Origin of the sequence: Undibacterium sp. TC9W (genome assembly GCF_049339865.1) — a bacterium.
Taxonomy (GTDB): domain Bacteria; phylum Pseudomonadota; class Gammaproteobacteria; order Burkholderiales; family Burkholderiaceae_D; genus Undibacterium.
Map to the genome: position 1 here is coordinate 131,931 of NZ_JBMPPJ010000004.1, position 14,354 is coordinate 146,284.

Sequence of the window (14,354 nt, forward strand, 5' to 3'; positions counted from 1 at the left end):
ATGTGGATATCCATGAAAAGGACTTATCGTGAAATTGGCTGAACTCAACAGGCTGCCCGATCTCGATGTGACGGCACCATCTGCCTTGCGTGGTGCCTGGCAACAGCAACATGTGCGCGTCGATTATTCCTTCCCAGTGGTATCCACCCGCGATGCCTTTGATATTGCCAATCCTGATTTTCGTGCGGTTGTGACTTTGCGCGAACCGCAACGCCGCCACCGCCTCGCCATTTTTCTCGATGAGGGTGTGGCCAGAGCCATGCCTGGTCTCGCCGAACAGATACTGACTTATATCAACTTCCATTATGAAGCGATGGAATTGATAGGTGAGATATTCATGATGCCCGGTGGCGAAGCCTGCAAAAATGATCCCGCCCTCGTAGAAACACTATTGCAGGCGTTGTCAGAGCGGGCGATAGACCGGCATTCCTATGCCATCGCGATAGGTGGCGGTGCGGTGCTCGATGCAGTCGGTTACGCGTCTGCGATTTTCCACCGTGGGGTGCGCCATATACGCTTCCCGACTACGGTGCTGGCGCAGGATGACAGCGGTGTCGGTGTCAAGAACGCCGTCAACTGGCAGGGGCAGAAAAATCTCATCGGCACGTTCGCACCACCCTGGGCGGTCATTAATGATGCGGCTTTCATTGATATCCTGCCTGCGCGTGAAAAACGGGCAGGGCTGGCAGAAGCTGTCAAGGTGGCCCTGATACGTGACCATGCCTTCTTCCTCATGATGGAAAAACAGCTAACCGCACTGGCCGCATTTGACAGCGCAATCCTGAACAACGTCATTGCCCGTTCAGCCAGCCTGCACATGCACCAGATCGCGCACGGTGGTGATCCGTTTGAAAGCGGCTCCGCCCGGCCCCTTGATTATGGTCACTGGGTCGCCCACAAACTTGAACGCCTGACTGCACATGCGCTGTCGCATGGCGAGGCGGTGGCGATAGGCCTAGCGCTGGATGCCCGTTATTCCTGTCTCGCAGGTTTATTGCCAGCAGGAGAAGATGCGCGCATCCACCGCTTGTTGACGAAACTGGGTTTTGATTTGTGGCACCCACAATTACTGGCACAGAATGCACAAGGCGAATTGCTGGTGCTGCAAGGCTTGCGAGAATTCCGTGAACACCTCGGTGGCGAATTGACCATCACCCTGCTGGCCGCGATAGGCAGTGGTGTAGAAGTACATGAGATGGATGCCGGACTGGTGCGGGCAGCGATAGACTGGCTGCAAAGCTTGCAAACAAGCGCACAGCTAACAATATCACCCGCAATATCAACCGCAGCATCCATCACAATCGCAGGCTGAGACTGATATGTTGATATCCCTGCCACCACAAAACGTGCACCTGACTTACTGCACGAATATCCATGCGGGTGAAAGCTGGGAAGAAATCAGCGGCAGTCTTGATGAAACTATCCCCGTACTCAGGAAAAAGCTGGAGCTGCTTGAAGACCAGCCCTTCGGCATAGGGCTGCGCCTGTCGGCGATTGCGGCTGACAGCCTGGCCCAGCCAGCAGTCTTGCAGCAATTCAAGACGCAACTACAAGACCTGGGTGCCTATGTATTCACCATCAATGCTTTTCCTTATGGGCCTTTTCACACCGTCAGGGTCAAGGAGCAAGTTTATCTGCCAGACTGGCGCGATGCTGAACGTTTGCGCTACACCAGGCAATGCGCCACGATTTTGAGCCAGCTCCTGCCTGATGATATGGAGGGTAGTATTTCCACCGTCCCTGGTGCCTACAAATCTGAAACACAAACTGCAGATGCACAACAGAAAATTGTTGATCAGCTCATACAGGCAGTTTCCATACTGGCCCAAATCGAACAAGATACAGGGAAATGCATAGCCCTGGCACTGGAACCAGAACCCTGCTGTTTTCTGGAAACCATGAGCGAGACCACCGCTTTTTTCTGCGGCCAGCTATGGGCAAAAGACAGCATCAGCAAGCTGGCTGCATTGCTGGCCTGCACAGAAGCGCAAGCTGAGCGCCTGATGCGCCGTCATCTGGGTGTGTGCTATGACGTCTGTCATGCTGCTGTCGAATTTGAAGACCCCGTCCATGCCATGCAGACCCTCACCGCTCTCGGCATACGCATACCCAAGATACAGTTATCTTGTGCCTTGCGCATTCCTGTCATGCATGCAGATTTGCTGAGTGAATTGCGGCGTTTTGATGACGGTGTTTATCTGCATCAGGTCGTGATCCAGAATGAAGACGAGTTACAACGTTATACCGACCTGCCTGCCGCGCTGTCAGCTTACCAGGCTGGACATGCGGATGGTGAATGGCGTGTGCACTGCCATGTGCCTATTTTCTGGGATAGTGAACAACAGCAAGCTTCAACACTGGGATCAACCCGTGCAGATTTGCTGGCGACTTTGCGAGCTTTGCGCAAGCAAGGCTTTTCAGGGCATCTGGAAGTCGAGACTTATACCTGGGATGTCTTGCCTGCCCATTTGAAGACTGAATCCAAGGCTCACGCCATTGCGCGTGAGTTGAGCTTTATCATGAAAGAACTGCTGACATGAATACTATAGTCATGAATAACAGTCGCATGAGTATTTATCTGCGGCTGGGCCGGGTATCCAACCTGCCTACGGTATGGACCAATGTGCTGGCGGGTGCCATCGTTGCTGGCAGCATTACTGGTCGTCCTTTATCCCTCATGCATACGCTATTGGTGATGCTGACGATATCGGCTTTTTATTGTGCGGGCATGTACTTGAATGATGCCTTTGACCGTGAAATAGATGCCCGCGAAAGACCGGGCCGACCGATTCCTTCTGGCCAGATCAGCGCCAGGGCAGTGTTTGCCATAGGCTTTGTCCTGCAAGTGGCAGGCATTGCCATACTCAGTTATTACGGCACCTGGGCCATTGTTTGTGGCTGCGCACTGGCTGCCACCATCCTGCTGTACAACGTCTGGCACAAGGGCAATCCACTGAGCCCGCTGATCATGGGTCTGTGTCGTGCGCTCGTTTACTTTGTTGCCGCCGCCAGTGTCATGATGGTTGAATTGAATACTGCTGTTGAGACTGCTGTTGAACCGTCCCTGACCAGCACTGTATTGCTCAATACTACCGTGGTGCTGGCAGCACTGGCTATCTGGGCGCATGTGGTGGGCCTGACTTATGCAGCAAAACAAGAGAGCCTGAACCGTCTTGGCAGCCTGTGGCCCTTGCTGATACTGGCCTTGCCTGTGCTTTTGTATGGCAGCCGCTCGGTCAGCAGTTGGGCCGACGGCGGGCTGGCCTTGCTGATGTTGCTGGCCCTGATCGTTGCAGACGTTATCGCTGTGCGTTTATTGATTACCCGCCATTTGGCAGGTTCGGTACCCAGGGCCGTAGCGCAACTGATTGCTGCAACATCCTTGCTGGATGCACTGGTAATCGCTATTGCTGGTGGTGGAGTTGCCGCGGTAGCATTTTGCCTGGGCGCCTTTATCCTGACCAGGGTCTTGCAGCGTGTCATTCCCGGAACCTGATCCATCATTTGAAGGCGGCCATCATGAGACATCCATCTTTAGAAGAAATGCAGGCACTTACACCAACTGCTGCAGCATTGTCGCAACTCGATATCTGGATAGCCGCACGCAGTACGCCAGAAGCCTTGCTATGGTACCGCCTGCAATGCCAGCAAATCAGTACCGCGAAACAGGAGCGTGATGTATATCGCGCCATGGGCATGGCCTCGCGTAAACTCGGCAAACAGGATTTGAATTTGAGTACTGATGAACTGGCCGCAGCGCATGCACTACGCCCTGGTTTTGACCCCTCGGCCTGGAGCGTCGATATCGCAGCCAGGGTGGCTTTCCTACTCGCCAGCTATGCCGGTGATGAAGCGCAATTTGCCATGCAACTGGACAGCATCGCTGACAGTGCCGAGATCAATGAACTGATCGCCCTGTATTCCGGCTTTCCGCTGTATCCCGCAGCGGTGGCGATAGAGCACCGCGCCCGTGAAGCGATACGCTCCAGCATGCGTCCCATTTTTGAAGCAATGGCGCACCGCAATCCTTACCCCATGCAGGCGTTTGATGAGGCTGCCTGGAACCAGATGGTCGTCAAATGTTTTTTTCTCGACAGCCCGCTATGGCCAATACAAGGCCTGGATCAAAGGAATAATCCTGCCCTGGCCGCTATCCTGATTGACCTTGCCCATGAACGCTGGGCAGCAGGACGAGCCATCAGTCCTGAATTATGGCGTTGCGTAACACCACAACTGGTATTGCTCGGTGAACCAGAATTATTGCGTGCGCTTGAACAAGGCAGCATGGCAGAAAAGCTGGCGATTGCCAAAAGCCTGCCTACCCATGACAGCAAGATTCGCTCACTGTGCCAGCAACAAAATCTGATCACGGCAGCCAAAGACCAGAGCTGGCAAGAGCTGTTGCAAGATTCACATTGATAGCAATACTCATAAACTGAGGAGAATGAATATGTTCGAAAAAAACACAGAACACCAGCAATGGCTGGAAGACAGCATCGCCAATCTCGATGCTTCCGCTGGTACTATCCATGTACAGCGCGGTGAAGATTTATACCTGAGTGCGGCCTTGCGTATACCCGAGCCAGTACTCGCCATCGTCGCCCATGTCAGTCATGGCAAGGGCATGGCAGGTGCCGCGCAGTTGAGCAAGACACCTGTGCAAACCTGTAATCTGCAAGACGATAAAAGTGGCAATATACGACCCGGTGCCAAGGCTGTTGGTGCACAGGCGGCAATTGCCATTCCCCTGCTCAGCAAAGCGGGCGATGTCATGGCCGTGGTTGGTTTTGCCTGGCAAAAAGAAGGTGATCCGGCACATTGGGTGGCGCAGGCACCTTTCCCTGCCAAACTGGCTGAACTGACTGCGCGTTTGCAGTCTGCCTGAATTAATTGACGGGTAATATCAGTTTGCGCACATAGCCTTCGAGAGCCACGGTTTCTCCATCTGCATTGGCGATGGGGCGGCCGGGTAGGCCCATCCCTTCGCTGATGAAAACAGTGTTGCCTGCCACGCATAAATTCGATGGTGTATCCAGATGCCTTGCAAGGCAAGTTACCGTGCGCTTGCCCAGATCAAAGCAAAGCAGGCGACCGGAATAACGCTTGAAGCCACCATGCCAGGCAGTTTTTGGCACTGCATTTGCAGGCATGGGTTCTAAAAAATCCTCACATAATTCCAGCACCAGCAATTGTCCTTGTTCAGTGAATGCCATGCCAGTCGCCAGCGTCAGGCCCGCTATGACTGTGCTGACTTCACCCGTAGCAAGGTCCAGCCTGACGATCTGGCTGACGCCTTTTTCAAAGTTGATACCCATCTTGTCGGCATCGCCTTGCAACTCGCCAGAGAACAGGGAAATCAAGACTGGCTGATTAGCCTCATCTGTTGTTGAGCTTTGATCCAGGATGATAGTCACTGGCACCGCATGCTGGCCACCAGACAAATCTGCCAGTACACCGACTACCGCTTCCGGCTGATCATCAATAAATTCTATCGCCTGGTTGGTATCTGGTTTTACCGTCAGCCAGCTATGCCTTTGCGGATGATAGCAAAGTGCATTCAGGTTGCCACGGCTATGGATGATTGCTCGTGGTGGCAGGCTGCTTAAATCAAGTATGCGCGAGCCGGACACATAATCAGTTTGGCTCAGCAACCAGCGACCATCGCCGTAGGCAATATCGGCAAGTCCAAATATTTCATCCCTGCACATGCGTGCCTGCATATTCATTGAGCGAAAACCATCAGCAAGTACCTCACACCTTGCGTACCCGCCATCAGTATCCTGTTTGAATTGCAGTAGTCGTCCAGAGAAAGGCTGCCCTGCATCGCCGCTGCCTGCTTCTACCAGCAACAGGCTGCCATCTTGTTTGAGTTTGATGCCGCGCGGATTATTCAGGCCACGCAAGACAATGCTGAATGCGCATCGCTGCTGCATCATGAGTTGCGGCACAACGATGGGTAGCGGGTTTGCCATGTAATGAGCCTGAAGATGAGTCTGAGTTGAATTCAATACAGGCCAGTGTTTCACAAAAGATAATTGTGGTCAATATGATATGTATATTTGCATCTTTGCATCTTGGTATTTTTGTCGCTTTACGATGTTGCATGCCTGAACGCCAGCCGTGTCCATGTCACTCCACTTTGCTGGTTGAGTTTTTGTATTGACGGTGTCTCTGCGTGCAAGATAGGTTCCAGGTTTTGAAGCGCAGCCAGTCCTATGGTCTCTGCGGCGCTGGCATCAAACATTCGTCGTCCCGCAGGGACAGGGCCGTGGCGCAGCGACAATATCAGGGTCGCGGATGTATTCATCAAACTTGCCAGTCTAGGCATGGCGTGTTGGCGTTGAAGCTCGTCAAGATGCATCCACACAGCACTCAACATGATAAGGTCGAAATTCTCATTCCTGGCGCTGAGTGATGACAAGTCTGGCAGGCTGTCATCCAGCCAGGTGATCAGTGTTGAGTCATGCAGGGCGATGCCCGGCAGGCGTAATTCACTGACCGGTTCTACGGCGACAACACGATGTCCCATTGCTGCAAAAGCGGCAGCGTCACTACCTATGCCAGAACCAATATCAAGCACACGGCCAGGTGTTACCGGCAGCAGGTGCAAGACGGCAGCGTGATGTTCTTTGAAAGAAATTTCCTGCCATTGCTGTATCAGGTAATCCGCCATCTCTGCATAGCCTTCGGTGCCACTGACTTTGTTCACATTTATGTTCTGGTTTAGTGTTTGGCAGGATTGCTAAGTGTAAAGCATCGGCCTTGATGATTTCTTTATTCATTTAATTTAATTAAAAAAAGAATAATTTCATTGACTTTTAAATAATTGAAAATATACTAAGTAAGCTTGCCATATTGATAGCAGGCAGGTTTCCAGAATTTTATAGATACCCACCCCAGTTTCATAACCCGTACTCACTTAAAGGAGTAATTTTATGACTACCAGTAAAGAATCTTATGGCGGTTTCATCCCCCTGTATGCAGTCGCAATGAGCGATGCAATTGCCAGTGGCGACGCAGCAAAAATGAGCGCAGCGCGTGATGCCGCCTTCAGCCACCTGGCGGCTGCCGCCGATGTGGCCCGTCTGTTGCCTGAACTGGAAAGCGCCATCAAAAGCAAGGGCGGTATTATCCGTCCCCTGTATGCCGTTACCATACAAGACGCCGTCGCCCGCGGCGACCAGGTTGAAATCGCCCGCATCAAATCCGAACTCGCTTCCTATGGCAATTTGCTCGGTGGTGTCAGCAACTCTGCCGCCGCTTTTCACCCTGTCACACCTTATGGCGTCGCGATTCAGGACGCGCAGGCGCGTGGTGATCAGGCCGAAGTCGATCGCCTGAAAGAACTCGCACAAAGCCTGCTGGCACAGCTCAACGCCAGCAAATAAGTACAGCCGCATGATCCCGGATGCCAGCTTGCTGGCATTTGCCACCGGAGCCAAGTATGGAACAAACTCAGGTATCTCAATCTTCTCAAGCATCCCAACCCGCCAGGGCGCGTACGCTGTCTGATCTCAACGGCCATACGCCTGTGCATGTGGTGTGGGAAATTACCCTTGCCTGCAATCTCAAATGCAGCCACTGCGGTTCTCGCGCAGGCAAGCGCAGGGTGGGTGAGCTTTCCACCGAAGAAGCCTTCTCCGTGATCGATCAACTGGCCGCCCTGGGCACGCGTGAAATCACCCTCATAGGTGGCGAAGCCTTCTTGCGCAAGGACTGGCTGCAAATGGTGGAACGTATTGCTGGTCACGGCATACGGGTAGGCATGCAAACCGGTGCCCGCAACCTCAATACCGCCAGGCTGGAAGCTGGCAAGCAGGCTGGTCTGTTTGGCATAGGCGTGTCCATCGATGGCATGAAGGATTATCACGACAGGGTGCGTGGCGTGGTCGGTTCCTGGAATGATGCCCTGCGTGCCATGGAAACTGCAAAATCCCTGGGTCTGGGTGTCAGCTGTAATACCCAGATAGGTGCAGAGACCATAGATCAGCTGGAGCCCCTGTTCAACCGCATCATCGAAGCGGGTGCCACTCACTGGCAATTACAGATCACCGTGGCCATGGGCAATGCGGTAGAGAATGACCACCTGTTGCTGCAACCACACCGCGTGCTGGAACTCATGCCGCTGCTGAACCGCCTTTATCATGAAGGCCAGCAACGCGGCCTGTTGCTGACCTTTGGCAACAACCTAGGTTACTTCGGTCCTTTCGAGCATCACTGGCGTGGCCTCGGTGATGAAACCCTGCACTGGACAGGTTGCGCTGCCGGCCAGAATGTCATCGGTCTTGAGGCGGACGGCACCATCAAGGGTTGTCCATCTTTGGCAACAGAAACCTATGGTGGTGGCAATGTCCGTGACACTGCCGTGGCAGAATTGTGGAACACGTCTGAGGCCCTGCACTTTGGCCGCATGCGCAATATCGATTCACTGTGGGGTCATTGTCGCACCTGCTACTACGCCGATGTTTGCCGTGGTGGCTGTACCTGGACTTCAGATTCCCTGTTCGGCAAGCCCGGCAATAATCCCTATTGCCACTACCGCGCATTGAAGCTGGAGAAACGCGGCATACATGAAAAAATCCGCAAAGTGGCACCAGCGCCTGACAAGCCTTTTGCCATAGGCAGGTTTGAACTGTATGAAGAAGCGATTCCCGGCAGGCAAATTCTGCCTGAGGAACCTGCGCCAGCACCACGTGTGGCAGAACGCACCAGCAGCAATCCCTTGCCTGAACTGGGATTGTGCCGCAACTGTCATGAGTACATCTGGCAGGATGAGACCGAGTGCCCGCACTGCCATGCCGATGTCGTTACCGCCGCACAAAAATATGCCATTGAAGAAGCTAGACGGCAAGCCGTCATGACAGAACTCAAGAGCGTACTCGATCGCTTGCATGTGCTGACCAGCACAGTGTAACGATCAAAGCCCGGCCTCCAAATTTTTTGGGGTTTGCCGGGGAAAATTTTGTATTGATGAATATTTTCCTTAATCCGCCTGGCTTTATATTGATGCCAGGATTTCTCGAAGGAGTAGATATGGTTTCCCCAACACATGCAGCACCCTTGGCCGCCTTGTATGCAGTACCCATGCATGAAGCAATCGCCAGTGGCGATGTCAAAAAAATGTCCACCGTCCGCGATCAGGCATTGGACTATCTGGCAGCCGCATCAGAAATAGAACGCCTCTTACCGTCGCTGGAAACAGCCATGAAGGCCAAGGGCTTGCCGCCACAAGCCTTGTATGGTGTGGCGATACAAGATGCAGTGACACGTGGTGATCAGGCTGAAATTTCTCGTCTGAAAGCGCAAGTGGCTTACTATAATCGTTTGTTTTAATGTTTTCGTAGGTTGGGTTGAACTTGTAGGTTGGGCTGCGGTTTACCAGCCCAACACTCCGCGTTTAAATAACGTATACGTATTTTGAGGCCAACTGTTGGGCTGATGAAGCGTAGCCCAACCTACAAAATTTCAATCAACTCCCCACCTTCTCCGGCGGCGTCACAATCAACACTGACGGCACAGCCTCAGGGTTATACAGGCGCAAATAGAAGTACCCTATCCCCGCTGTTCCCAGCATCAGGTTAGGCGTCTCACCCGTACCTGCCACGCCGCAAGGCCAGGGCATGTCGGACTGGCCGTAATGCTGCCAACCTTCCTGCCCTATCTTTTCGGCGACCTGTGTCAGGTCAGGGCGTTTCAGATATTGTCCGGCCATGATCATCAATTCGGCATTGCCGCAGGCACCATGGCATAACGAAAAATTACCTATGCCATGTACCCAGGCTGGCATCAACGAACTCGCGGTGGTTTGTACGGCGGCATGCAATTCCTGCATGAGCATGGCATCATCCGGCATCAGGGCGACATTGCGCAGGCGTGATAATCCTATGCCGGGCGCACCATGACACCAGGCCATGTTATACACCGGAGGTGCATCGGTCTGGCTGGCATCCATGATGCGCAAGTCTGGCCAGTTATTGTGCTGGGCACTGAACAGGCCGCGTTCATAACGCAAGCCTTCGTTGGCCCCATCCAGGTAGCGCTTTTCTCCTGTGGCGCGATACAGTTCCAGCAAGGCAGTGACGATGCCAGCCACACCATGTGAATGACCGGTCAGGTGTTTTTGTCCGGGCACATGCATGGTTTCCCATGACCAGCCAGCATTACTCTTGCTGGCATGTGTCAGTAAATAATCACCATGGCTTTGCGCCATGGCGATAAAGTCGGGGCGCTGGTGTTCCAGGCCGAGTTTCAGCATCGCCGGTATTGCACCGGCACTGCCGCCGATGACATCGATAAACATCGCATCCGGCACCTGTTCTTTGAGGCTGGCCATTTCGCGCAGGCCACGGGCGATCAGGGCTTCATTTTTCAATAATGTACCTATACGTACCAGCACATAGGCAAAGCCACTGCTGCCTGCGTAAAAACCGCTGCGGGCTGGGCCCTGCATTTTGTCAGACAGCGACAGTGCCTGGTTCAATGCGCCTTCGAGTATCCGTTTTTGTTGCTTGTCGCCGCTGAACTGATGCAGTTCAGCGAGGAACAGGGCGATGCCGCTGGTGCCGCCATAAAGATCACCGGCAAAGGAGCGGTAAGCTGGTACCCAGTTTTGATTCACGGCTTCCATGGACCAGCCTAGCCAGTTACAACGCGCACCATCCCAGACCGCATCACGGCATAAATTGCGACCTATGCGGTCGGCAACGTCGAGATAAACTTCTTTGTAAGGATTGATGACCGCATTGATGGGTGCAGTCATAGGCGCAGTTACAGGTGTAGTCATAGGTACATTGATCGGTGCATTCATAACAGCAAGCCTCCGTTAAAGACGGGTGTTTCAAACAGGTTGACTGAATTGCGGTTCAGGTAGGGGGTGCGCATGTCTATGCCATTCGTGGCAAAGCGTTTTTGCACGGCGTCTGCGCGTGCGCTCACGCTCTGTGAGCCTGCCAGCCATGCATCGACCATGCCTTCTGCCACCAGCCTGCATCTATGCATGCCAAAGCTTTCACCGGTACCCGGTTCTTCTGCCACACCTATGCCACTCATCAGGGATTTACAAAACATTGGTGTGGCTGCACGCAGCTTGCTGCCCAGGCTGGCATGCAAGTCCTGCATCAGCGCGGCGACCATGGCGTAGTGGCGCTTGGCGATATACAGCACAGCGGCATCAGCGCGGCGATAGGCACTGGCATCAACCAAGGTTTTATAACGGAAGGGCAGGGCATAACGGTTCAACTGCGCGGTAAGACCGTAGAGTAATTCTGCTGCGGCAGGGGCTGGTACATTGAAGTAAAAACGTATCAGTTCATAGTCGTCAAACTGGTCAGACAGGTTGCTGCCAAACGCATAGTAAAAGCCCTGTTGCATGTCGGCAGTGCCGGGATACACACGCAAGTTCACCATCTCACCGGCCAGCGCAGGCATGCCCGGCCATTTGTTGGCGGCATATTCGCCCGCCATTGCGGTGCGGCTGCGTTCACCTTTTTGTATCATCACGCGGCCATCGGGGCTTTGCTGGTAAATTTTCCAGCCAGGGTCCCAGCGGTCTGAGGTCTGGTTGGCTTGGCTCAGGTTGGCTACCAGGTTTTGTGATGGCAGTGCGGGTTCGTCCGCAGCGTCACGCACATAGTACATGCCATACAGGCTGTTATTGATGGCGGCGATCAATGCCTGGGCAGGGCTGGTTGGGGTGCCAGTCGATGTGACGGGGACGGGTGCATTACTGCCTAGTGCATAGCTATGCTGATTGTGAATTTGCAAGGCAGCATAGATGCCATTTAATTCTTCGTGTATGGATGCATTGTTTGTAGATGCGTCACTCATGATGACAACTCCCCGCTAAACCCGTACAGGGCAGATGCTGCCTGCCGTGAATCGCGCAAAATATTCTGGCTGACTTGCAATAAGGTCGCTGCATGATTGGTCATGACGGGCGAATAATACAGTGATTCAAACGCAGTCTGCACCATGCGTGCAGCACCATATTCTATACAGCGCAACAGGTAGGGATAGGTTTGCGATTTATCGATGCCTGCCGTCTGTACATAGCTGTGCCAGAAAGCATGGATGGACGGGTACATGCCCTCCAGTGGATAAACAGCCTTATCGACAAAGCGGGCAGGGTCAAATTCCTGATACAGCGGCATGGAGTAAATCCAAGAGGTCAGATAGGCTTGCAACACTGCCCCTATATCCCAGCTGGCGTCCCCATAATCAACGAGTTCCCAGTCTATGATGCGTAATGCCAGTTCGCCATTGGGGCCAGGATAGACCACGCAGTTATCCCATTTCATGTCACCGTGGATAATGCTGTCATAGCGCCAGCCCTGTGCCAGCCGTGCCAGGTTTTGCTGCAGGTCAGGGTATTGCCGGATCAGTGCGCCCAATTGTTGCACGCCACCACTGAGGGTGGCGCCAGCCTGCACACTGTTCAGATGAAAACTTAAAATCCAGGGCGCCATACGCGGGAAGTTGCTGAGGTCTTCTGTCTGCAGCGACTTGCCGCGCAGAGTCTGGTGATAGCTCCCCAGTGCAGCTCCTAGCAACTTGCCAACTTCAGCCGGGAATGTTTTTTTGCGGGCATGAAATTCTGTCAGGTTTTCACCGCCAGGTAACAAGCTGATGGTCAGGCAATGACGGCCAGCATCATGATCGACAAAGCCGGGCATGAGTCTTGCTAATGCTTCATAGCCATTTTTTTGCGCCATGCGGTAGCAGGCTGCTTCGCGTTGCATGGTCGAGATTGCCATAGGCTCGACTTCCTTGATCTGCTTGACGAACAAGCCTGAACCATCGCGCCGTATGATCTTGTAATTGCGGTTGCGGCGGCCTGCCTCTACCACCATGAAATCACCATCGACAATCACGCCTGGTGGAACCGTGCCTCGCGCCAGCAGATAGTGGGCCATATTGGATGCGGTCAAAAACATTCCTGATTACTCCTGGTATTGCGGCAGCCTTACGCTTGCCAGTATGCCGAAACCCCAGGTGCAAAATTGCACCTGGGGTTTACAAAGAATGAGTCAACCCGCGGTCGGGAATGTATCCCGACCGTTTTTACCAGGGCTGATCAAACTGCTCTGTACTGCTTTAGTTCACTTGTTCCCTGTAGCTTCCTGTTTAGCAAAAACCAGGTGCAGTGACATTGCCGCAAATCGGCATGTTATTCGTAGGAATAACAGGCCCTACCGTCATTGGCAGGCAAGTGTTGCCACAAACTTGCATATGGTTGGTTGGATGTACCGGACCCACCGTCATGGGCAAGCAAGTGCAACCCAGCAGATGCGTAGGCGCTACCGTTTGTGTGCAAACTGTGGCAGCAGTGTGGCAAACAGCGGCAGCAACGGTTGGGCAATGTGGTGGTGCCGACAGTGGTGGCTGGCAACCATGCCACGCGGTATGACCACAAAATTGCGGTGCGGCGGTGCAATGCTGTACGCCGGTTGGTCCGACTTGTTGTTGCGCTTCCAGTGTGTGTGGAGGGCAAACAAAGCAATGTGTCGCATTCGTTGGGTTCATTGCCTGTGCTTGCTGAGGTGCAGCCTGCTGCGCCTCAATGGTGAACGGTGGGCAAATGAAGCAATGGGTATTGGCAGTAGGGTTTGTCGTTGGATGGAAAGGGAATTGTGCCTGTTGTGCTTGTTGTGCTTGTGGTGCTTGTGGTGGCGGGCAACCCTGCCATGCCGTATTGCCGCAAACCTGAGGTGCAGCGGTGCAATGTTGCACGCCGGTTGGACCGATGGGCGGGCAAGGCTGCCACGCTGTGTTACCGCAAAATTGTGGTGCGGCTGTGCAATGCTGTACGCCGGTTGGTCCGACATTGGCTTGTGCTGCAAATTGCTGGGCAGGCGCTGCTGCACCGGCAAAATTTTGCGCCTGCGCTGGTGCGGCCAGGCCGCCACCTACGCCACCTGCACCGCCCACACCACCATGGAGTACCGGTGTTTGATTGTGGAGTACCGGTGTGTGGGTTTGGAATATGGTCGGATCGAAGGTCGTAGTGATAGGCAAGCGTGTATTCGCCTGACATTGTATGCCGCATTGAGGTTGATTATGGGTGAAGTGGCATATCGCAGGGCTGGTGACATGCTGGCAAATTGGTCCAGCCAGAGTCTGCGGGAAGCATTGTGGCGGTTGCGTCACATGGCAGACGACAGGTGAGGTTTGTGGCAGGCATTGTGGTGGTTGTGTCAGATGATGACATGCGGCCGGAATAGTCACAGGCAGGCATTGAGGAATCAATGTGTTGATGTGACAAATCGGTAATTGAGTAGTCATGGCAAAACTCTCCTAAGAGTGGTACTGCATTTCATGAACAAAAAAGAAAACCAGGGAAAAACAAAGCAACAAAC

14 protein-coding genes are annotated in these 14,354 nt (G+C 53.5%); 8 read left to right on the forward strand and 6 right to left on the reverse strand.

Annotated elements, in window-relative coordinates; translation table 11 throughout:
• Positions 1 to 28 precede the first annotated feature (28 nt).
• The 5 genes from ACO0LN_RS06540 to ACO0LN_RS06560 are packed head-to-tail and all read left to right on the forward strand — an operon-like array spanning position 29 to position 4,885.
• Positions 29 to 1,312: a 3-dehydroquinate synthase gene (locus ACO0LN_RS06540; protein WP_422972094.1), complete on the forward strand. Its 1,284-nt coding sequence runs from the start codon at positions 29 to 31 to the stop codon at positions 1,310 to 1,312.
• A gap of 7 nt (positions 1,313 to 1,319) precedes the next feature.
• Positions 1,320 to 2,540, forward strand: coding sequence for a metabolite traffic protein EboE (gene eboE, locus ACO0LN_RS06545; RefSeq protein WP_422972096.1), 1,221 nt, complete (start codon positions 1,320 to 1,322; stop codon positions 2,538 to 2,540).
• Positions 2,537 to 3,496, forward strand: coding sequence for a UbiA family prenyltransferase (locus tag ACO0LN_RS06550; RefSeq protein WP_422972098.1), 960 nt, complete (start codon positions 2,537 to 2,539; stop codon positions 3,494 to 3,496). The genes eboE and ACO0LN_RS06550 overlap by 4 nt, the downstream gene beginning before the upstream one ends.
• A 23-nt stretch (positions 3,497 to 3,519) precedes the next feature.
• Positions 3,520 to 4,419 (forward strand): EboA domain-containing protein, encoded by a 900-nt coding sequence (locus ACO0LN_RS06555; RefSeq protein WP_422972100.1) that lies wholly within the window; start codon positions 3,520 to 3,522, stop codon positions 4,417 to 4,419.
• Between the two features lie 31 nt (positions 4,420 to 4,450).
• The gene (locus ACO0LN_RS06560) at positions 4,451 to 4,885 is read left to right on the forward strand and encodes a hypothetical protein (protein ID WP_422972102.1); all 435 of its coding nucleotides are present in this window, start codon (positions 4,451 to 4,453) and stop codon (positions 4,883 to 4,885) included.
• Between the two features lies 1 nt (position 4,886).
• Here the strand turns inward: ACO0LN_RS06560 and ACO0LN_RS06565 are convergent, their stop codons facing one another.
• Both ACO0LN_RS06565 and ACO0LN_RS06570 read right to left on the reverse strand, forming a co-directional pair.
• Positions 4,887 to 5,972, reverse strand: coding sequence for a hypothetical protein (locus tag ACO0LN_RS06565; RefSeq protein ID WP_422972104.1), 1,086 nt, complete (start codon positions 5,970 to 5,972; stop codon positions 4,887 to 4,889).
• A gap of 119 nt (positions 5,973 to 6,091) precedes the next feature.
• Entirely contained in the window at positions 6,092 to 6,709 is a 618-nt protein-coding gene (locus ACO0LN_RS06570; protein WP_422972106.1) for a class I SAM-dependent methyltransferase, read from the reverse strand.
• 226 nt (positions 6,710 to 6,935) lie between these two features.
• On the opposite strand from ACO0LN_RS06570, the gene ACO0LN_RS06575 reads away from it, so the two are divergent.
• From ACO0LN_RS06575 to ACO0LN_RS06585, 3 genes are all read left to right on the forward strand, one after another.
• Positions 6,936 to 7,388, forward strand: coding sequence for a DUF1843 domain-containing protein (locus ACO0LN_RS06575; RefSeq protein ID WP_232063093.1), 453 nt, complete (start codon positions 6,936 to 6,938; stop codon positions 7,386 to 7,388).
• 56 nt (positions 7,389 to 7,444) lie between these two features.
• Positions 7,445 to 8,914, forward strand: coding sequence for a GDL motif peptide-associated radical SAM/SPASM maturase (locus ACO0LN_RS06580; protein WP_422972108.1), 1,470 nt, complete (start codon positions 7,445 to 7,447; stop codon positions 8,912 to 8,914).
• A gap of 119 nt (positions 8,915 to 9,033) precedes the next feature.
• Positions 9,034 to 9,333, forward strand: coding sequence for a DUF1843 domain-containing protein (locus ACO0LN_RS06585; RefSeq protein ID WP_162060724.1), 300 nt, complete (start codon positions 9,034 to 9,036; stop codon positions 9,331 to 9,333).
• Between the two features lie 136 nt (positions 9,334 to 9,469).
• On the opposite strand, the gene ACO0LN_RS06590 is transcribed toward ACO0LN_RS06585, so the two are convergent.
• The 4 genes from ACO0LN_RS06590 to ACO0LN_RS06605 form a co-directional block, all read right to left on the reverse strand.
• On the reverse strand, positions 9,470 to 10,807 hold the full coding sequence (locus tag ACO0LN_RS06590) for a lanthionine synthetase LanC family protein (protein ID WP_422972110.1): 1,338 nt from the start codon (positions 10,805 to 10,807) through the stop codon (positions 9,470 to 9,472).
• Positions 10,804 to 11,826: a T3SS effector HopA1 family protein gene (locus ACO0LN_RS06595; protein ID WP_422972112.1), complete on the reverse strand. Its 1,023-nt coding sequence runs from the start codon at positions 11,824 to 11,826 to the stop codon at positions 10,804 to 10,806. The genes ACO0LN_RS06590 and ACO0LN_RS06595 overlap by 4 nt, the downstream gene beginning before the upstream one ends.
• Positions 11,823 to 12,932: an aminoglycoside phosphotransferase family protein gene (locus ACO0LN_RS06600; RefSeq protein WP_422972114.1), complete on the reverse strand. Its 1,110-nt coding sequence runs from the start codon at positions 12,930 to 12,932 to the stop codon at positions 11,823 to 11,825. Before ACO0LN_RS06600 ends, ACO0LN_RS06595 begins: the two co-directional genes overlap by 4 nt.
• A gap of 190 nt (positions 12,933 to 13,122) precedes the next feature.
• The gene (locus ACO0LN_RS06605; RefSeq protein ID WP_422972116.1) at positions 13,123 to 14,280 is read right to left on the reverse strand and encodes a hypothetical protein; all 1,158 of its coding nucleotides are present in this window, start codon (positions 14,278 to 14,280) and stop codon (positions 13,123 to 13,125) included.
• Between the last annotated feature and the right edge of the window lie 74 nt (positions 14,281 to 14,354).